This window comes from Spirillospora sp. CA-108201 (assembly GCF_050936235.1).
Lineage (GTDB): Bacteria > Actinomycetota > Actinomycetes > Streptosporangiales > Streptosporangiaceae > Spirillospora.
On record NZ_JBNJNE010000001.1, the window covers coordinates 1,243,714 to 1,260,668 of the forward strand.

Below are 16,955 nucleotides of genomic sequence, written 5' to 3' on the forward strand. Positions count from 1 at the left end.
GACCAGGAGGCTACGGAGCGCCGAGGCCCGGGGTCGTCACGCCGGGGAGGAGTCTTGGCGGGCGCGTGCCGGGGGACCGGGCGTCCCCCGGGGGAGGGACGCCGCCGCGGTGCCGTCCGCGCCACAATGGCGTCCGTGGGCGACAACGACGGAACCGCCGGGCGGGCGCGGTGGCCGGTGGCCGGCGGCTGCCTCGCCGCGGCCGCCGCCGCCGAGGCCGTCTACCGCACCCACGGCTCGGGGGTGGTCCTGGCCCTGGCGCTGGTGGTGGACGTGTGCGCGACGCTCCCGCTGGCGGCCCTGCGCGATCGGGGCGCGGCGGCCGCCGCCATGATCACCGCCGCGGCCGCCGCGGCGTGCGTCCTGCACCGCGGACCCGCCGTCGCGGCCCTCGTCGCGCTCGCCGCCGTCTGGACGGTCCTGGCGCGCCGCCGGGTCCTGCGGCGCCGCGCCGAGGCCGCCGCGCGCGCCGCCTCCCGGCTTGCGTTCGCGTCCACGCTGCTGGAGCACAACGCGCGCGGGGAGCGGGCCCGCATCGCCCGCGAGCTGCACGACGTCGTCGCCCACCACATCTCGATGATCTCCGTGCAGGCCGAGACGGCCCGGCTGGCGGTCCCCGGCATGCCGGAGGAGGGCGCCCGGCGGCTGCTGGCCATCGGCGACACCGCCCGCACCGCGCTCACCGAGATGCGGCGGCTGCTCGGGGTGCTGCGCGAGGACGCCGGCGCCGAGCCGACCCGCCGCCCCCAGCCGGGCCTCCAGCAGCTCCTGGACCTGGTGGACGAGACCCGCGAGTCGGGCGCCGCGGGCGTCCGGCTGATCGTCGGCGGGCACGTCGCGGCCCTGGACCCCGGGCTGGAGCTCGCCGCCTACCGGATCGTCCAGGAGGCCCTGACCAACGCCCGCAGGCACGCGCCCGGCGCCGCCGTCGACGTGGAGCTCGACTACGCCCTGGACGCGCTGCGCGTCAGTGTCCGCGACAACGGCCCCGGCCCCGGCGGCGGCCCGGCGGGGCACGGGCTGCTCGGCATGCGCGAGCGCGCCGCGGCCGCCGGCGGCGACCTGCGCGCCGGCCCGGGGCCCGCCGGCGGGTTCCTGGTGGAGGCGACCCTGCCGGTGGGGGAGGAGCCGTGAGCGTCCGCGTGGTGGTGGCCGACGACCAGGAGGTCGTCCGGGCGGGGTTCGGGGCCCTGCTGGGCACCCAGCCGGATCTGGAGGTCGTGGCGACGGCGGCCGACGGCGCCGCCGCGGTCCGGGTGTGCCGCGACCACCGCCCCGACGTCGTGCTGATGGACGTGCGGATGCCGGTCATGGACGGCATCGAGGCCACGCGCCGCGTCGCCGCAGGGGCCCAGCCGCCGCGGGTGCTGATGCTGACCACGTTCGACCTGGACGAGCACGTCTACGACGCCCTGGTCGCGGGCGCCAGCGGGTTCCTGCTCAAGGACGTCACGGCCGAGCGGCTGTTCGACGCCGTCCGGGTCGTCGCCGCCGGGGAGGCGCTGCTGGCCCCGGCCGTCACCCGCCGCCTCATCGGGGAGTTCGCGCGGCTGCGGCCGCGCCCGCCGGCGTCGGATCCGGCCCTGGACGCGCTGACCCCGCGGGAGACCGACGTGCTGCGCCTGGTCGCCGCGGGCCTGTCCAACGCCGAGATCGCCGGCCGGCTGGTCGTCGGGGAGGAGACGGTCAAGACCCACGTCAGCCGGGTCCTGCGCAAGCTCGGGCTGCGCGACCGCGTCCAGGCGGTCGTCGCCGCCTACGAGAGCGGCCTGGTGCTGCCCCGCTCGGGCCGGTGACACCGGGCGCGGGAAAGGGGCCAAGGCGGGGGCGCGGGCATGGCGAGGGCCCGCACCCCCGCCGGTACGGGCCCTCGCGTCGAGAACTGTCAGCCGCTCACGCGGACTTCCTGCGCCCCGCGCGCAGGATCTCCAGGCGCTCGGCCAGGACCTCCTCCAGGTCCTCCAGGGTTCGGCGCTCCATCAGCATGTCCCAGTGGGTACGCGGCGGCTTCCCCTTCTTGGCTTGGGGCAGCTCGCCGTCGACCCGCAGCGCCATGGCGCCGCAGTTGCGGCATTCCCAGGTGATCGGCACCTCGGCCTCGGCTGCGAGCGTCACGGTGAACCGGTGGCCCTTGGTGCAGGTGTAGTCCACCTCTTGGCGAGGGGCCAGATCGGTGTTGCGATCGTTCTCGTAGCTCGTCGCTCCGAGTCGGGTGCCGCGAAGTGCGCGCTCGGCCATCGTCACGTGCCTCCCAGACGGCTTGCGGTCTTGCCCTGACCAACGCTGAACACCGTGACAAGATTCCCCCACCCGGGGTGATCCAACCCTGCTGTTTGCGGTCGTCCCCAGCCGCCGGCGGGGAACACGCGGCTTGCGCGCTAGTGACGGGACGCGAGCACCTCGTCGATCAGCCCGTACTCCTTGGCCTCGGCGGCGGTGAAGTAGCGCTCGCGGTCCAGGTCGCGGCGGACGGTCGCGGGGTCGTGCCCGGTGGCCTCGGCCAGGATCGCCTCGGTCTGCTCGCGCAGCCGCAGCAGCTCCTGCGCCTGGATCTGCAGGTCGGTGGCGGCGCCGCCGGCGCCCTCGATCGCCGGCTCGTGCAGCAGGATCCGGGCGCTCGGAAGCGCCTGCCTGCGCCCGGGCGAGCCCGCCGCCAGCAGGATCGCCGCGGCCGACCCGGCCTGCCCGACGCAGGTGGTCTCGATCTCGGGCCGCACGTAGCGCATGGTGTCGCAGATCGCCAGCATCGCGGTGATCGAGCCGCCCGGGGAGTTGATGTAGAGGGCGATGGGCCGGTCGGCGTCCATGTCCTCCAGCGCCAGTATCTGCGCCGTGACGTCGCTCGCGCTGGTGTCGTCCACCGGCGCGCCGAGGAACACGATGCGCTCCTCGAACAGCTTGCTGTAGGGGTCGGTCTCCTTGCGGCCCTGTCCGGTGCGCTCCTCGAACTGGGGGACGAGGGAGCGCCGTTCCGCGTGTGTCATGTGCCCACCCGCTCGGTGCTGTCGATGACGTGGTCGACGAAACCGTAGTCGCGGGCCTCGTCCGCGGTGAACCACGCGTCGCGGTCGCCGTCGGCCTCGATCCGCTCCAGCGGCTGCCCGGTGTGGAACGCCGTCCGCTCCGCCAGCGTCCGCTTGAGGTACAGCGACTGCTCCGCCTGGATCCTGATGTCGGACGCGGTGCCGCCGATGCCGCCGTGCGGCTGGTGCATCATGACGCGCGAGTGCCGCAGGGCGTACCGCTTGCCCCGGGTGCCCGCGCACAGCAGCGTCTGTCCCATGGAGGCGGCCATGCCCATCGCGACCGTGGATATGTCGTTGGGGACGAACTGCATCATGTCGTAGATCGCCATCCCGGCGTCCACGACGCCGCCGGGGGAGTTGATGTAGATCGTGATGTCGCGCCGGGTGTCCTGCGCCGCGAGCAGCAGCAGCTGCGCGCCGATCCGGTTGGCGACCCCGTCGTCGATCTCGCTGCCGAGGAACACGATCCGCTGCGCCAGCAGCCGCTCGAACAGGTGCGCGTCCGCAGGTCGCGGCATCTCGGCCGCGCGGGCCCGCGATCTGCCGATGAACGTCTCCGCCCGCCGGCGGTCCTCTCGCCACGGTTCGCCGTTCACATGGCCTCCTTGATCATCTGTACAGTTCGTACACTACGTACGGACACTATTCCAGTGCACGGGGGAGGGCCAGAGGGGGGCGGAGTGTTTCGCTATACGATGAATCACGTGGATGTTCCGGTGACCGAAGCACGCGCCCAGTTCGCGGATCTGGTGAACCGGGTCGCCTACACCGGCGAGCCCGTCAAGCTCACGCGGCGGGGCAGGGTGATGGCCGCCCTGGTCTCTCCGGAGGATCTGGAGCTCCTGGAGGCGGTCCGCTCCCAGCGCGCCGACCTCCAGGTCGGCGGCACCCTCCCGCCGGGGCAGCCGTCGCGTCCCGCCGAACGGCCCCAGCAGCAGCCGCCGATGCGCATCGCGGCCGAGTACCGCCCACCGGGCTTCAGACCCTGATCTCGCTCTCGCGTCCGGGCCGCGTCCGGGCGCCGGGCCGGGGGCGCACGAGGCCCGCCGCCGCGGCCGCGACGCCGCACAGCGCCACCGGCAGGAGCAGCGTGAGGCCGAGCGGCATGACGAGGGTGAGCGGGCCGATGACGGCGGGGCCCGCGAGCATCCCGAGGTAGCCGAGCCCGGCCACGCGGGAGACGTTGGCGCCCGAGGACTCCCGGTCGTGGTGGCCCGCGGCGCTGAACAACTGGGGGACGGCACCCGACAGGCCCGCTCCGAGCACGGCCCAGCCGGCCAGCGCCGGCGCGGCCCAGGGCGACAGCGCCGCCACCGCCAGGCCGGCCGCGGCCAGAGCGGTGCCGTTGCGGAGGACGGCCACCGGGCCGTAGCGGGCGGTGAGCCGGTCGGCCAGCAGCCGCCCGCCGGTCATGGCGGCGGAGAAGGCCCCGAAGGCGAGCGCAGCGGTGCCGGGGGACGCGCCCAGATCGCGCAGGTGGAGCACGCTCCAGTCGTTGGCCACCCCCTCGCACAGCATGATCATGAAGGCGAGCGCGGCCAGCCCCCGGATGCGCCGCGGCGTCCGGCGCCGCACCGGCGGCCCGGCGCTGCCCGGCGTTCCGCCGGACCGCAGCAGCGCCGGAGCGGCCGCCGCGCCCGCGGCCGTGCTGAGGACCGCCACCGCGCCGAGGGTCGCCGCCGGGCTCCAGCCCCAGGTGAGCGTCCGGGCGCCGGCCAGAGCGGCCAGGAGGCCGCCCAAGGAGAAGGCGGCGTGGAAGGCGGCCATGACGGGCCGTCCGTAGCCGCGCTCGACCTGGACGGCGTGGGCGTTCATGGAGACGTCCAGCGTTCCGTGGGCGGCGCCGAGGACCAGCAGCGCCGCGCCGAGGGTCCAGGCGCCGTCCGCCAGGCCCGGCAGGACCACCGCGGCGCCGGTCGCCGCGGCGCTGAGCGGCACCACCCTGCGCGCGCCGGCGCGGTCGGTGAGGGGGCCCGCGACCCGCATCCCGACGACCGCGCCCGCGCCGAGCAGCAGCAGGAGCCGTCCGAGCACCGCGTGGTCGATCCCCGTCCGGTGCTCGACCGGCGGGATGTGCACGATCCACATGCCCAGCAGGAAACCGGCCAGGGTGAAGTAGGCGAAGGTGGCCAGCCGGGCCGCCCGCGGCGCCGCGCCCGTTCCGGGAGGGGCGGCGGTCATACGAGGCGCACGTCCACGCCGGCGTCCCGCAGCCGTGCGACGGCGGGGCCGGGGGCGGACCGGTCGGTGATCACCATGTCGAGGGCGGTGGCCGGGCAGACGAGGCCGAGGCCGCTGCGGCCGAACTTGGCGCCGTCGCACACCGCGACCGTGCGGCGGGCCGCCGCGATCGCCGCGCGCTTGACCGGGACCTCGTCCAGGTCGTGCGCCGTCAGCCCGTGCTCGGCCGACAGCCCGCACACGCCGAGGACGGCGGTGTCGACGCGCAGCGCGGCGAGGGACGCCTCGGCGAGCGGCCCGGTGAAGGCCAGCGCCCCGGGCGTGGTCCGCCCGCCCGGGACCAGCAGCCGGATCTGCGCGGCCCCGCTGAGGGCGTTGGCGGCGTGCAGGTCCAGGGGGACGACGGTCAGCCGCCGGACGGCGAGCGTGCGGGCGACGGTCAGCGCGGTGGTCCCGGCGTCCAGGACGACGGCCTCGCCGTCGGCGAGCAGCGCGTCGACCTCGGCGGCGATCCGCCGCTTGGTCTCGGCCGCCTCGTGCTCGCGCACGGCGAAGGGCATCGCCTCGCCGCGCAGCAGCAGGCTCACCGCGCCGCCCCGCACCCGGCGCAGCACGCCCCGCTCGGCGAGCGCGTCGAGGTCGCGGCGGATGGTCATCTCCGACGCGCCGGTCTCGTCGGCCAGGTCCGTCACGCTCACGCGCTCGGTGGTCCGCAACCGCTCGATGAGCATGTCCACCCTTTTTGAACTTTCCACATGTTCAATCAAACAGTTCTGGTGTTAGTTAGTCAATCGAGACCTGAGGAGCCGCCATGCCATGGATGGTCTTCGACTACACCGGTGTGCTCAGCGCGTCCCCGCACGCGGGCACGCGTCAACGAGAACACCGTCGCCCTGCTGAGGGAGCCGGCCGGGCGCGGCACGCCGCTCGCCCTCCTGTCGAGCGCGCGCCGACCTGGCCGTGTCGCCGGGTGAGCGCGGGTCAGGACGCCGCGGGTGGCGGGTTCTCCTGCGGCCACAGGCCGCGCGAGGCCATCACGTCGCGGAGGGTCACCAGTTCGTCGGTCATGATGCCGTCGATGCCGAGGTCCAGGAGGCGCTTCATGACGGCGGCGTCGTTGACCGTCCAGGCGTGGACCTGCAGCCCGAGCCGGTGGGCGTGGTCGATGAACGCCTCGGTGACGAAGGGGACGGGGCCGAGGCCGTAGGGCACCTGGGCGCAGGCGACTCCGGTGGCGGCGAGGCGGACGAGCTTGGCGGTGGGGCCCCCGATGGACTTGGCGCGCAGCGCCATCAGGCCGCGCGGGCCGAGCGCCATGCACACCTCGCGGTCGGTGAACGCGGGGAGCCGGGAGCGCATCTGCGCCAGCCGGCGGGTGGAGAACGACGTGATGCACACGCGGTTCCAGGCGCCGGTGCGGCGCAGCGCCTCGGCCAGCGGGCCGATGACGGGGGCGTCCTTCAGGTCGATGTTGACGCGCGCCTCGGGGAAGGAGCCGAGGACGTCCTCCAGCCGGGGGATGGGCTCGGTGCCGCCGATGCGGGCCCGGGCCACCTCGGCGTAGGGAAGCCGGGCGATCGCGCCGGCGCGGTCGGTGACCCGGTCGAGGGTGCGGTCGTGGAAGGCGACGACGACGCCGTCGGCGGTGGCGTGGGCGTCGGTCTCCAGGTACCGGTAGCCGAGGTCGGTGGCGCGCTGGAACGCGGCCATCGAGTTCTCCGGGCGTCCGGCCGCGCCGCCGCGGTGGGCGAAGGGGATCGGGCCGGGATGGTCGAGGAATTCGTACGCGTGCCGCACCGTCCGATTATGGCCGACCCCGTCGCCCGATTTTACCTTACTGCGTAAAGGGCGGGTGCGGGGACGGCGCTGCTAACGTCGACGCCTCAATCGATCAGCGAGGGAGCACGAGCATGGCGGACGTGAACGACTACAGGGCGACCTTCGAACTGGTGGACGTGGACGGCGACGGCTACATCTCGACGGCCGAGTTGAAGAACCTGATGACCCGGCTCGGGCAGGACATCACCGAGACCCGCGCCGTGGAGGTGGTCGTGGCCGCCGACGCCAACGGGGACGGCAAGATCTCCCTGGAGGAGTTCACCGCGCTCATGGAGCGCACCTCCCGGTGACGGCGGCGGCCGCGCGGGTCACAGCGCCCGGCGCCGCAGCCTGAGGGCGTTGTCGGTGCGGGTCATGGTGCGCCCGTCGGGCGCGGTCTGGACGCGCTCGTGCTCGTCGCTGCGCTGGACCTCCCATGCGCCGTCCGGCAGGTCGAGGGACGCGAAGACCTCCTCGGGCGTGGGCAGGTGCACGCCCGGGTGGGCGCCGGGGTCCCACGGCGGGGGCCCGGCGTGCCCGACGACGAGCAGGATCCCGCCGGGCGCGACGGCGTCGGCGGCGGCCCGCAGGACCTCCTCGCGCGGCATGTCGGCGGGGGAGTGCAGGAACTGCGCCGAGACCAGGTCGTAGGACCCCTCGGGGAACGAGGCGGCCAGGTCGCGGCGCTGCCAGTCGACGCGGTCGGCGACGCCGGCCTGCTCGGCGTGGCCGGCGGCGCGCCGGAGCGCCACGCCGGAGATGTCGACGGCGGTGACGCGCCAGCCGCGGCGCGCGAGCCAGACGGCGTCGGCGCCCTCGCCGCATCCGAGGTCCAGGGCGGTGCCGGGCTCCAGGTCGGAGACCTCCTGCACGAGGACGGCGTTGGGTTCGCCGCTCCACATGTGGTGGTGCTCGGAGTAGCGGGAGTCCCAGTACTCCTGGTGGGTGGTGGTGTCGTCCATGCCTCGATCGTGCGCGGTGATCCCGTCCGGCGGGTAACCGCGTTGCCGTTTCCGCAAGGCGAGCAGGACGAGCGGGACCAGGACGGCCGGGGCCGCGGCGACGGCGTAGCAGGCCGGGAGCGGCAGCGCGTCCAGGGCGGCGCCGGTGGCGGCGGTCCCGCCGGACGCGCCGAGGTTGAGCGCGGTGTTGACCCAGGCGACCGCGCGGGTCCGGGCGCCGGGCGGCGCGTCGGCGTCGGCGAGGAGGTAGGCGGTGGTCAGGGTGGGGCCGACGAACAGCCCGGCGGCGCACGCCGCCGCGGCCAGGACGGCGACGGACGGGGCGAGTCCCGCGGCGGCGAGGCCGAGCCCGAGGGGGCAGGTGAGCACGGCGAGCCGGGCCCGGCCGGGCGCCGAGCGGCTCAGCGCGCCGTAGGCGAGGCCGCCGAGGGTGCTGCCGACGGCGAGCGCGGCCTCCACCCAGGCGACCGCGGCGGGCTGGTGGTGCCGCTGGGTGAACGCGACGGCCAGCAGGCCGGTCGATCCGAGGACGACGCCGGTGGCCGCGGCCGCGGCGGCCGGGGCGAGGGGGAACGATTGCACGCGGGCCGTGCGGGCGTGCTCGCGCGGCCGGGGAACCGCCGGGGAGGCGACCATCCCGACGGTTCCGGCGGCGATGAGCACGGCCCCGAGGGCGACGCCGAGGGACGGTGCGGCGACCGCGGCGAGCAGGCCCGCGAGCAGTGGGCCGGTGACGAAGACCAGTTCCTCCGACACGGTGTCCAGGCTGTAGGCGCGCCGCAGGAGGGGGCCGTCCGGCAGGAGGGCGCTCCACAGCGTCCGCATGACCACGCCGACGGGGGGCGCGGTGACGCCGGCGGCGACGGCCAGGGCGGTGAGCAGCGGGACGGGTGCGCCGGGCCGCGAGGTCAGCACGGCGAGGGCGGCGAGGACCAGGGCGTAGGCGGCGGCCATGGGGACCAGGGTGCGGCGCGGCCCGTGCCGGTCGATGAGGGCGGCGCGGACCGGTGAGGCGACGGAGATGGTGAGGCCGAGCAGGGCCAGCAGCCCGCCGGCCCGGGCGTAGGAGCCCGTGGACGCCGTGAGCGCCAGCGTGAGGGACAGGAAGACGGTTCCGTAGGACAGACGTCCCAGGAACGCGAAGGCGAAGGTACGGGAGGCGTGGGGAGCGCGCAGCACGGCCGCGTAGGACGTCGTCACGGGAGTGGTTCCTCAGGAAAAGGGGGTTACGGGGACGCCGAAGGCCGCCACCGCGTCAGCGGCGGCGGGGGCGTCTACCCGTATATGAGGAACTGCATGGCCTGATCGTAACGCGCACTCGGCCGAGGCGAAATCCCCGTCCGCCGCCGGCGGGCGCGAAATCATCGTGATTTTGAGATGAAGAGACGATTCAGCGATGCGTCGTGCGGTGCGCCGCGTCCGAGCGCGCCCGGGTCATGCGCTCCATTCGCGTCGGCGGGCCTCGGCGAGGGCGATGGCGGTGGCGACGGCGACGTTGAGGGAGCCGACGCGGCCGATCTGGGGGATGTAGGTGACGGCGTCCGCGGCGGTGAGGAGGGCGGGGGAGCAGCCGTGGTCCTCGCTGCCGATCGCGAGGCAGACGTCGCCGTCGAGGGGCGCCTCGTGCAGGGGCACGGCGTCGGCGGTCAGTTCCACCGCGACGAGTCGCAGGCCCTCCTTGCGGACGGCGGCCGCGGCCTCGGCCGCGGTGCCGGCGTGCTCCCAGGAGACGAGGCGGTCGGTGCCGAGGGCGGTCTTGGCGACGTTGCGGTGGGTGGGGGGCGTGGCGTTGCCGGCGAGCCAGAGGTGCTCGACGCCGAACACGGCGGCGCTGCGGATGATCGAGCCCATGTTGAACGGCTGGGTGACCGATTCGACGAGCAGGTCGAGGCGGGCGCCGGTGCGGCGGCGCCAGTCGCGGTTGAGCCGCTTGACGTCGGTGGGGCGCAGCTGGCGGCGTCCCTGCGCGGGGTCGGGGGTGCTCATCGGGTGTGGCCTTCCGTGCGGGGCGCGACGCGCAGGACGCGGTAGGCGGACCGGGAGGCGATCCGCTCGGTGGGGAAGCCCTGGGCGGCGAGCCACCTCTGGAGGGAGTCGGAGCCGAGGTGCTTCTGGACGACGAGGTGGGCGAGGCCGCCGGGGGCCAGGCGGGGGAGCCAGGTGAGCAGGAGGTCGTGCAGGGCGGCCTTGCCGATGCGGATCGGGGGGTTGGACCAGATCGCGGCGAACCGCAGCTCGGGGTCGGCGTCGTCCACCAGACTGAACCTTACATTGTCAAGGCCGGCGGCTTTGGCATTCCCCTCGGCAAAGGTTATTGCCCGCTGGTTCACGTCAACTCCCCAAACCCTCGCCTGGGGCGAGCGTTTGGCCATGGTGATGGCGATGGGGCCGTATCCGCAGCCGAGGTCGAGCAGGTCGCCGGTCGGCGGAGGCGCCGGGACGGTCTCCAGCAGCACGCGGGTGCCGGGGTCGACGCGGTCGGGGGAGAACATGCCGCTGTCGGTGTCGAGCCGCAGGTGCAGGTCCGGCAGGACGAGGTCGACGGTGCGGCGGCGGCTGGCGGCGCCCGGCCGCTCCGCGAAGTAGTGTTCCCCCACGTCCGCCGACCGTATCAGCGTTCGGGGCCCGCCCGTGCCGTCCGCGCGCTCAGGGGAGGCGGGAGAACCAGGCGAGCGACACGCCGCCGGCGGCGAAGGCGAACAGCAGCGCGATGCCGACGTAGCGGGCGGCGACGTCGCGGTGCTCGGTCCTGAAGCCGAGGGAGCTGCCGATGTTGGCGTAGACGTCGCGGAGCTGACCGGCGTCGGCGGCCTCGTAGGCCTTGCCCTCGGTGCTCTCCGCGAGGGTCTTCAGGGTCTCCTTGTTGACCGAGACGCTGGTGGTCTCGCCTTCGATGTCGACGGTGCCGTAAGGGGTGCCGAAGGCGATGGTGGAGACCGGGACATGGGCGAGGCGGCTGGCGTCGACGGCCTCCTGCACCGAGCGTCCGGTGGTGTTGTCTCCGTCGGACAGCAGGACGACGTGGGCCGGGGGCGGGTCCTGGCGGGCCTGCGCGTCGAAGGACCGGACGGCCTGCAGGGAGGTGAACACGGCTTCACCGATGGCGGTGCGCTTGGCCAGGACGAGTTGGTCGAGGGAGGCGATGGCGGCGTCGCGGTCGGCGGTCGGGGCGGCGATGAGGTTGGCGTTGCCGGCGAAGGCGACGACGCCGACGTTGAAGCGGCGGGGCAGGTCGCCGATGAACTGCTTGGCGGCGGCCTTGGCGGCGTCGAGGCGGCTGGGGGAGACGTCCCTGGCCATCATGGACAGCGACACGTCGACGGCGACGACGATGGTGGCGCGGTCGCGGGGGACCTTGACGGCGGAGGCGGGCCGCGCGAACCCGAACATCATGAAGGCGATCATGATGAGGAACAGGACGGCCGCGACGTGCCGGCGCCAGCCGGGGCGGCGGGGGGCGACCTGGGACAGCAGCGCGAGGTTGGTGAAGCGGACGGCGTACTGGCGGCGGCGCAGTTGCAGGAGCAGGTAGGCGGCGGCCAGGAGCGGCAGGAGGCCGAGGAGCCAGAGGCGTTCGGGTGACAGGAAGGTCATGGGCGCACTCCCGCGTTGGTGACGGGCCGGCCTGCGGCGCGGCGCTGGCGGAGGGCGAAGCGGGCGACGTCGGCGATCCAGTCGCGGTCGGTGCGCAGGACGAGGTGGTGGGCGCCGCAGCGGCGCAGTGCGGCGCGGGTGCGGTCGCGCTGTTCGGCCGCCGCGGCGGCGTAGCGTTCGCGGACGCGGCGGCTGAGGACGATCTCGTGGACGGTGCCGGTCTCGGGGTCGGTCATCTCGACGAGGCCGACGTCGGGCAGGTCGAGTTCGCGGGGGTCGATGATCTCGATGGCGAGGACCTGGTGGCGGGCGGTGAGGCGGCGCAGGGGGCGTTCCCAGGCGGGCTGGCCGTGGGGGCCGTCGGGGGTGGTGTCGGCGCCGTCGGGGGCGAGGAAGTCGGAGATGACGACGCGCAGGCCGCGGCGGGTCTGGCCGCGGTCGAGCGAGGCGACGGCGGCGGCGAGGTCGCGGGGCGGGGCGGTGGTGCCGGCGCGGGGTCCGGTGCGGTCGTCGACGGACTGGGCGTCGAGGACGGCTTGGAGGAGGGCGTACAGGGCGGCCTTGCCGGTGCGGGCGGGCCAGCGGCGCATGCCGTCGTCGTGGAGGAGGTAGGCGCCGACGCGGTCGCCGAGGCGGACGGTGAGGAAGCCGACGGCGGCGAGGGCGGCGACGGCGAGGTCGCGTTTGATCATGGTGCCGGTGCCGAAGTCCATGCTGGGGGTGAGGTCGACCAGGGCCCAGGCTTCGAGTTCGTGGTCGGCGATGAGGTCGCGGACGTGGGGGGTGGTGGTGCGGGCGGTGACGGCCCAGTCCATGTGGCGGACGTCGTCCTCGCCGGGCTGGTAGAGGCGGGCTTCGGCGAGTTCGGTGCCGGGGCCGGGGAGCAGGCCGAGGTGTTCGCCGTTGAGGAGGCCGTCGAGGCGGCGGGTGACCTGGAGTTCGAGGCGGCGCAGGGTGCGTTCGGGGGCGAGGTGGGCGAGTTTGCCGCTGCGCCGGCGCCGGGGGGTCATGCGGTGGTCACCGCCGCCGCGCCGTGGTTCCAGACGACGCGGGGTGGGGGGACGGCGGCGAGGATCTGGTCGACGACGTCGCCGGTGTCGATGCCGTCGGCGAGGGCGTCGAAGGTGAGGACGATGCGGTGGGCCATGACGTCGCGGGCGACGGCGCGGACGTCGTCGGGCAGGACGTAGTCGCGTCCGGCGAGGAGGGCGAGGGCGCGGGCGGCGGCGGCGAGGCCGAGGGTGGCGCGGGGGCTGGCGCCGATGTCGATGACGCCGCGCAGGTCGGGGAGGCGGTACTGGTCGGGTTCGCGGGTGGCCATGACGAGCCGGACGATGTAGTCGGCGATGAGTTCGTGGACGGAGACCTCTTCGGCGGCGCGCTGGAGGCCGGCGAGGCGGTCGGTGTCGAGGATCCGGGTGGCCTCGGGCGGGTCGACGCTCATGCGCTGGAGGATCTGGAGTTCCTCGTGGGCGGCGGGGTGGTGGACGTCGACCTTCATGAGGAAGCGGTCGCGCTGGGCTTCGGGGAGGGGGTAGACGCCTTCGGACTCGATGGGGTTCTGGGTGGCCAGGACGAGGAAGGGGCGGGGGAGGGGGTAGGTGTTGCCGCCGAGGGAGACCTGGCGTTCGGCCATGACCTCCAGGAGGGCGGACTGGACCTTGGCGGGGGCGCGGTTGATCTCGTCGGCGAGGACGAAGTTGACGAAGACGGGGCCGAGTTCGACGTCGAACTGCTCGGTGGAGGGGTGGTAGATGCGGGTGCCGACGATGTCGGAGGGGACGAGGTCGGGGGTGAACTGGAGGCGGGCGAAGGTGCCGCCGACGACGCGGGCGAGGGTGCCGACGGCGAGGGTCTTGGCGACGCCGGGGACGCCTTCGAGGAGGCAGTGGCCGCGGGCGAGGAGCGCGACGATCATGCGTTCGACCATGTGCTCCTGGCCGACGATGACCTTCTTGACCTCGGCGAGGGTGTACTGCAGGAGGACTGCGGCCTCGTCGACGTCGGTGGCGGCGATGGTCATGTGGGTGTCCCTCACTTGTCCGTCGTGTGCCCTGTCCTCGTGCGTCGGATGGGGTGCCTTCTGACCCTACGCGATCACTTGTACCCGTTCGCCGGGGATACGTGCGTGCGGGGGGTGATCGGTTCGGGGGGTGTTCTCGGGGCCGATCGTAGGGCGTGGTTGTTAGTGTTGCGGCCATGTCGAGGCCGTTGCCGCCAGGTGATCCCGCTCAGTTGGGGCCGTTTCGTCTGTCGGCGCGTTTGTCGGAGTCCGCTGCCGGGATCGTTTTCCTGGGGGTGGACGGTGAGGGGCGGCGCGCGAGTGTGGCGGTGCTGAACCGGGGTGCGGCGGGTGATGCGGCGGCGCGGGACCGGTTCCGTGCGGCGATCAATGCGGCGGTGCCGGGGCCGGGGCGTGCGGCGGGGGGCGCGGGTTCGGGTGGTGGGGCGCCGGTGGTGGCGGCGCAGCCGGACGGGCCGGCGCCGTGGGTGGCGACGTTGTACGAGGCGGATCGTGCGGGGGCGGAGCGGTTCTTGGAGCCGGTGGCGTTCCAGGGTGCGGAACGCGGGTGGTGGGGTCGGCGCGGTCCGCAGTTCCAGCCGTATTGGCTGGGGTCGGGTGAGCCGGCGTTGGAGGGGCCGCGGCCGGTGCCGGGTGGGGGGCCGGTTCCGGTGGGGGAGCGTGTGCCGGAGCGGAATCTGGTGGCCGTCGTGGTGGGGTTGGCGGCGGTGTTGCTGGTGTTGGCGTTGTTGATGGGTGTGTTGTTCGCGTGTCAGCCGGTGGCGAAGGAGCCGGCGCCTGCGCCGCCGGAGCCGACGCCGTCGTTCCAGGTGCCGGAGCGGTCTCCGGTTCCGACGTCGCCGTCGCCTTCGGTGACGCCGCGGTCGCCGGGGCCGTCGTCGCCTGCGCCTTCGCCGTCGTCGGGTTCGGGTGGGGGCGACGGCGCGCCTTTGTAGGGGTTTGCCGTGGTGTGTTGGGCTGGCTGCGGGAAGTCGCCTGTGTAGGGGAAATGGGCGTTGCGGGGTGGTATGTCGGGCGTCCAGCATGGGCGGATGCTGGAGAGTCTGCTCGCGTTCGCGGGCGCGGCGGTGCTGATCGCGATGGTGCCGGGTCCGAGCACGGTGGTGATCATGCGGGAGTCGATGCGGTCGGGTCGGCGCGCGGGGCTGGTCACGGTGCTGGGCAACGAGACGGGTGTGCTGCTGTGGGGTGTGGCGGCTGCGGTGGGGTTGTCGGCGCTGCTGGCGGCGTCGCGGTTGGCGTTCGAGGGTTTGCGGGTCGCCGGTGCGGTGGTGCTGGTGTGGTTCGGGGTGCGGGCGCTGTGGGGTGCGCGCCGCGGCGGCCCTGCCGGGGCCGGTGCGGGCGAGGATCTGGGTGCGGGGCCGGCCGGTGCGGTGGTTCTCGGTGCTGTGGGCGTTGATCGACCTGGTCTGGTACACGGCGGTGGTGTGGCTGGTGGGGGCGGCGCAGCGGGTGCTGGGGCGTCCGGGGGTGCGGCGGCGGCTGGACCAGGTGTCGGGTGTGGTGCTGGTGGGGTTGGGCGTGCGGTTGGCGGCCGAGGCCCGGTAAGGCGCGGTAAGACCCGCTGAGGCCCGCCGGTTTGGCACATTTTCATGATCGCTTTTTGGGGGGCGGGGGTCGTAGCCTGGGGCGGTGACCGCTCTGGATGACCTTGCCGACCGGTACGTGGACGAGTTCGCCGCGCTGGATCCGTGCCGGGCGGCGCTGATGGGGATCGCCGGGCAGGACGCGCGGCTGACCGACTACGGCCCGGACGGGCTGGAGGCGCGCGCGGAGCTGACGCGGCGGACGCTGGCGGAGCTGGGCCGCGTTCCGGTGCGGGGTGAGGCGGGGCGGGTCGCGGCGGCGGTGCTGCGGGAGCGTCTGGAGGTCGAGGCGGCGCTGGACGAGGCGGGGGTGCGGGAGGAGTTCCTGGACACCACCGACGGGCCGGTCCAGCGGCTGCGGATGGCCGTGGAGCTGCTGGACCAGGGGCCGGACACCGACTGGGAGGCCGTCCGCGCGCGGATGGGGGCGCTGCCGGGGGCGTTGGCGGGGTTGCGGGCGTCGCTCCGGCGGGCGTGCGGACGGGGCCGGGTGGCGGCGCGGCGGCAGGTGCTGCGCAGTGCCCGTGAGTGCGCGGAGACTCCGGCGTATCTGGCGGGCCTTGCGGGGCGGTACGGGGACGGGCCGCTGGAGGGCGCGCTGCGGGAGGCGGCGTCGTCGGCGTCGGCGGCGCTGGAGGAGTTCGCGTCGTTCCTGTCGGGGGAGCTGGCGGGGCGGGCGCCGGAGCGGGACGCGCTGGGCGCCGACCGGTACCGGCTGGGGGTTCGGGACTTTCTCGGGACGGATCTGGATCTGGCGGAGACGTACGCGTGGGGCTGGGAGGAGCTGGCGCGGATCGAGTCGGAGATGGCGGGCGCGGCGGGGGAGATCCTGCCGGGGGAGCCGCTGCCGGCGGTGATGGCGGCGCTGGACGCCGATCCGGCGCACCGGGTGGGGGGCGCGGAGGCGTTCCGGGGGTGGATCCAGGAGCTGGCGGACCGGGCGATCGCCGATCTGGACGGGGTGCACTTCGACATTCCGGGGCCGCTGCGGAGGATCGAGTGCCGGATCCCGCCGGTGGAGACGGGGGTGTACTACCTGGCGCCGGCGGAGGACCTGTCGCGTCCGGGGACGGTGTGGTGGACGGTGGAGGATCCGTCCGCCGAGATCGTGACGTGGACGGTGCCGACGACGATGTTCCATGAGGGGGTGCCGGGTCATCACCTGCAGTTGGGGGTGACGACGCTGAACCGGGGCCTGAACCGGTTCCAGCGGGTGTCGAGCGAGCTGCATCCGGGGCACTGCGAGGGGTGGGGGCTGTACGCGGAGCGGCTGATGGACGAGTTGGGCCACTACCGTGATCCGGCGCATCGGCTGGGGATGCTGGCGGGAGGTCAGCGGTTCCGGGCGGCGCGGGTGGTGCTGGACATCGGGTTGCATCTGGAGTTGCCGATCCCGGCGGGGACGGGTTTCCACGAGGGGGAGCGGTGGACGCCGGAGCTGGGGTTCGAGTTCTTGCGGGCCCGTAAGGGGCCTGATCCCGATTCGGTGGTGGCGTTCGAGGTCGACCGGTATCTGGGGCGTCCGGGGCAGGCGATCGCCTACAAGCTGGGGGAGAGGGTCTGGCTGGAGGCGCGTGAGGCGGCGCGGCGCCGGGAGGGCGCGGGTTTCGACCTGAAGGAGTTCCACCGGCGGGCGCTGGATCTGGGGCCGATGGGTCTGGACCTGCTGCGTGCGGAGCTGGCCCGGTCGTGACCGCCGGTTCCCGGGGTGCGCGGCGGGGCCTGACGGCGGACCTGGCCTGACGGCCGGGCGGGGCGGGTCAGG

Annotated in this window: 19 protein-coding genes and 1 pseudogene; 8 read left to right on the forward strand and 12 right to left on the reverse strand. The window is 74.4% G+C overall.

The window, feature by feature from the left end:
• Positions 1-135 precede the first annotated feature (135 nt).
• Both ACQEU6_RS05940 and ACQEU6_RS05945 read left to right on the forward strand, forming a co-directional pair.
• Entirely contained in the window at positions 136-1,134 is a 999-nt protein-coding gene (locus tag ACQEU6_RS05940) for a sensor histidine kinase (RefSeq protein ID WP_499329580.1), read from the forward strand.
• Positions 1,131-1,796 carry a response regulator gene (locus tag ACQEU6_RS05945; protein ID WP_499329581.1) on the forward strand — a complete coding sequence of 222 codons (666 nt, stop codon included), beginning with the start codon at positions 1,131-1,133 and terminating at the stop codon, positions 1,794-1,796. The genes ACQEU6_RS05940 and ACQEU6_RS05945 overlap by 4 nt, the downstream gene beginning before the upstream one ends.
• 97 nt (positions 1,797-1,893) lie before the next feature.
• On the opposite strand, the gene ACQEU6_RS05950 is transcribed toward ACQEU6_RS05945, so the two are convergent.
• The 3 genes from ACQEU6_RS05950 to ACQEU6_RS05960 all read right to left on the reverse strand — a co-directional run bounded on the left by ACQEU6_RS05950 (position 1,894) and on the right by ACQEU6_RS05960 (position 3,544).
• Positions 1,894-2,238 (reverse strand): RNA polymerase-binding protein RbpA, encoded by a 345-nt coding sequence (locus ACQEU6_RS05950; protein ID WP_499340100.1) that lies wholly within the window; start codon positions 2,236-2,238, stop codon positions 1,894-1,896.
• A 140-nt stretch (positions 2,239-2,378) separates the two neighbouring features.
• Positions 2,379-2,984, reverse strand: a complete 606-nt coding sequence (locus ACQEU6_RS05955) for a ClpP family protease (RefSeq protein ID WP_499329582.1) — start codon at positions 2,982-2,984, stop codon at positions 2,379-2,381.
• On the reverse strand, positions 2,981-3,544 hold the full coding sequence (locus ACQEU6_RS05960; RefSeq protein ID WP_499340101.1) for a ClpP family protease: 564 nt from the start codon (positions 3,542-3,544) through the stop codon (positions 2,981-2,983). Before ACQEU6_RS05960 ends, ACQEU6_RS05955 begins: the two co-directional genes overlap by 4 nt.
• Positions 3,545-3,742: 198 nt before the next feature.
• On the opposite strand from ACQEU6_RS05960, the gene ACQEU6_RS05965 reads away from it, so the two are divergent.
• Entirely contained in the window at positions 3,743-4,015 is a 273-nt protein-coding gene (locus ACQEU6_RS05965) for a type II toxin-antitoxin system Phd/YefM family antitoxin (RefSeq protein WP_499329583.1), read from the forward strand.
• Here the strand turns inward: ACQEU6_RS05965 and ACQEU6_RS05970 are convergent.
• The 3 genes from ACQEU6_RS05970 to ACQEU6_RS05980 all read right to left on the reverse strand — a co-directional run bounded on the left by ACQEU6_RS05970 (position 4,005) and on the right by ACQEU6_RS05980 (position 7,004).
• A complete protein-coding gene (locus ACQEU6_RS05970; RefSeq protein WP_499329584.1) occupies positions 4,005-5,207 on the reverse strand; it encodes an MFS transporter in 1,203 nt (400 codons plus the stop codon). The genes ACQEU6_RS05965 and ACQEU6_RS05970 overlap by 11 nt on opposite strands.
• Entirely contained in the window at positions 5,204-5,938 is a 735-nt protein-coding gene (locus tag ACQEU6_RS05975; RefSeq protein WP_499340102.1) for a DeoR/GlpR family DNA-binding transcription regulator, read from the reverse strand. The genes ACQEU6_RS05970 and ACQEU6_RS05975 overlap by 4 nt, the downstream gene beginning before the upstream one ends.
• Before the next feature lie 250 nt (positions 5,939-6,188).
• On the reverse strand, positions 6,189-7,004 hold the full coding sequence (locus tag ACQEU6_RS05980) for a glycerophosphodiester phosphodiesterase family protein (protein WP_499329585.1): 816 nt from the start codon (positions 7,002-7,004) through the stop codon (positions 6,189-6,191).
• 113 nt (positions 7,005-7,117) lie between these two features.
• Here ACQEU6_RS05980 and ACQEU6_RS05985 point away from each other — a divergent pair, with 113 nt between their 5' ends.
• The gene (locus ACQEU6_RS05985; RefSeq protein ID WP_499329586.1) at positions 7,118-7,336 is read left to right on the forward strand and encodes an EF-hand domain-containing protein; all 219 of its coding nucleotides are present in this window, start codon (positions 7,118-7,120) and stop codon (positions 7,334-7,336) included.
• Positions 7,337-7,354: 18 nt separating this feature from the next.
• Here ACQEU6_RS05985 and ACQEU6_RS05990 read toward each other — a convergent pair whose 3' ends face one another.
• From ACQEU6_RS05990 to ACQEU6_RS06015, 6 genes are all read right to left on the reverse strand, one after another.
• Entirely contained in the window at positions 7,355-9,187 is a 1,833-nt protein-coding gene (locus tag ACQEU6_RS05990) for an MFS transporter (RefSeq protein WP_499329587.1), read from the reverse strand.
• A gap of 234 nt (positions 9,188-9,421) precedes the next feature.
• Positions 9,422-9,973, reverse strand: a complete 552-nt coding sequence (locus tag ACQEU6_RS05995; protein WP_499329588.1) for a TrmH family RNA methyltransferase — start codon at positions 9,971-9,973, stop codon at positions 9,422-9,424.
• Positions 9,970-10,584, reverse strand: coding sequence for a class I SAM-dependent methyltransferase (locus ACQEU6_RS06000; protein ID WP_499329589.1), 615 nt, complete (start codon positions 10,582-10,584; stop codon positions 9,970-9,972). Before ACQEU6_RS06000 ends, ACQEU6_RS05995 begins: the two co-directional genes overlap by 4 nt.
• A 49-nt stretch (positions 10,585-10,633) precedes the next feature.
• Complete coding sequence (locus tag ACQEU6_RS06005) at positions 10,634-11,581, reverse strand: VWA domain-containing protein (RefSeq protein WP_499329590.1); 948 nt, start codon at positions 11,579-11,581, stop codon at positions 10,634-10,636.
• Complete coding sequence (locus tag ACQEU6_RS06010; protein ID WP_499329591.1) at positions 11,578-12,591, reverse strand: DUF58 domain-containing protein; 1,014 nt, start codon at positions 12,589-12,591, stop codon at positions 11,578-11,580. Before ACQEU6_RS06010 ends, ACQEU6_RS06005 begins: the two co-directional genes overlap by 4 nt.
• On the reverse strand, positions 12,588-13,604 hold the full coding sequence (locus tag ACQEU6_RS06015; RefSeq protein WP_499329592.1) for an AAA family ATPase: 1,017 nt from the start codon (positions 13,602-13,604) through the stop codon (positions 12,588-12,590). Before ACQEU6_RS06015 ends, ACQEU6_RS06010 begins: the two co-directional genes overlap by 4 nt.
• Positions 13,605-13,780: 176 nt before the next feature.
• Here ACQEU6_RS06015 and ACQEU6_RS06020 point away from each other — a divergent pair, with 176 nt between their 5' ends.
• The 4 genes and pseudogenes from ACQEU6_RS06020 (at position 13,781) to ACQEU6_RS06035 (ending at position 16,883) form a co-directional block, all read left to right on the forward strand.
• The gene (locus tag ACQEU6_RS06020) at positions 13,781-14,539 is read left to right on the forward strand and encodes a hypothetical protein (RefSeq protein WP_499329593.1); all 759 of its coding nucleotides are present in this window, start codon (positions 13,781-13,783) and stop codon (positions 14,537-14,539) included.
• A 186-nt stretch (positions 14,540-14,725) separates the two neighbouring features.
• Positions 14,726-14,854, forward strand: a pseudogene (locus tag ACQEU6_RS06025) (LysE family translocator); the annotation flags it as partial.
• 55 nt (positions 14,855-14,909) lie between these two features.
• The gene (locus tag ACQEU6_RS06030; protein ID WP_499340581.1) at positions 14,910-15,152 is read left to right on the forward strand and encodes a hypothetical protein; all 243 of its coding nucleotides are present in this window, start codon (positions 14,910-14,912) and stop codon (positions 15,150-15,152) included.
• Between the two features lie 84 nt (positions 15,153-15,236).
• Positions 15,237-16,883, forward strand: a complete 1,647-nt coding sequence (locus ACQEU6_RS06035; RefSeq protein WP_499329594.1) for a DUF885 domain-containing protein — start codon at positions 15,237-15,239, stop codon at positions 16,881-16,883.
• Positions 16,884-16,955 lie beyond the last annotated feature (72 nt).

Coding starts and splice junctions, on each gene's coding strand:
- ACQEU6_RS05960 (WP_499340101.1), bottom strand. CDS start 3,544: ATGCCGCGACCTGCGGACGCGCACCTGTTCGAGCGGCTGCTGGCGCAG.
- ACQEU6_RS06020 (WP_499329593.1), top strand. CDS start 13,781: ATGTCGAGGCCGTTGCCGCCAGGTGATCCCGCTCAGTTGGGGCCGTTT.
- ACQEU6_RS06015 (WP_499329592.1), bottom strand. CDS start 13,604: ATGACCATCGCCGCCACCGACGTCGACGAGGCCGCAGTCCTCCTGCAG.
- ACQEU6_RS05970 (WP_499329584.1), bottom strand. CDS start 5,207: ATGACCGCCGCCCCTCCCGGAACGGGCGCGGCGCCGCGGGCGGCCCGG.
- ACQEU6_RS05985 (WP_499329586.1), top strand. CDS start 7,118: ATGGCGGACGTGAACGACTACAGGGCGACCTTCGAACTGGTGGACGTG.
- ACQEU6_RS05995 (WP_499329588.1), bottom strand. CDS start 9,973: ATGAGCACCCCCGACCCCGCGCAGGGACGCCGCCAGCTGCGCCCCACC.
- ACQEU6_RS06005 (WP_499329590.1), bottom strand. CDS start 11,581: ATGACCTTCCTGTCACCCGAACGCCTCTGGCTCCTCGGCCTCCTGCCG.
- ACQEU6_RS06010 (WP_499329591.1), bottom strand. CDS start 12,591: ATGACCCCCCGGCGCCGGCGCAGCGGCAAACTCGCCCACCTCGCCCCC.
- ACQEU6_RS05975 (WP_499340102.1), bottom strand. CDS start 5,938: ATGCTCATCGAGCGGTTGCGGACCACCGAGCGCGTGAGCGTGACGGAC.
- ACQEU6_RS05950 (WP_499340100.1), bottom strand. CDS start 2,238: ATGGCCGAGCGCGCACTTCGCGGCACCCGACTCGGAGCGACGAGCTAC.
- ACQEU6_RS05955 (WP_499329582.1), bottom strand. CDS start 2,984: ATGACACACGCGGAACGGCGCTCCCTCGTCCCCCAGTTCGAGGAGCGC.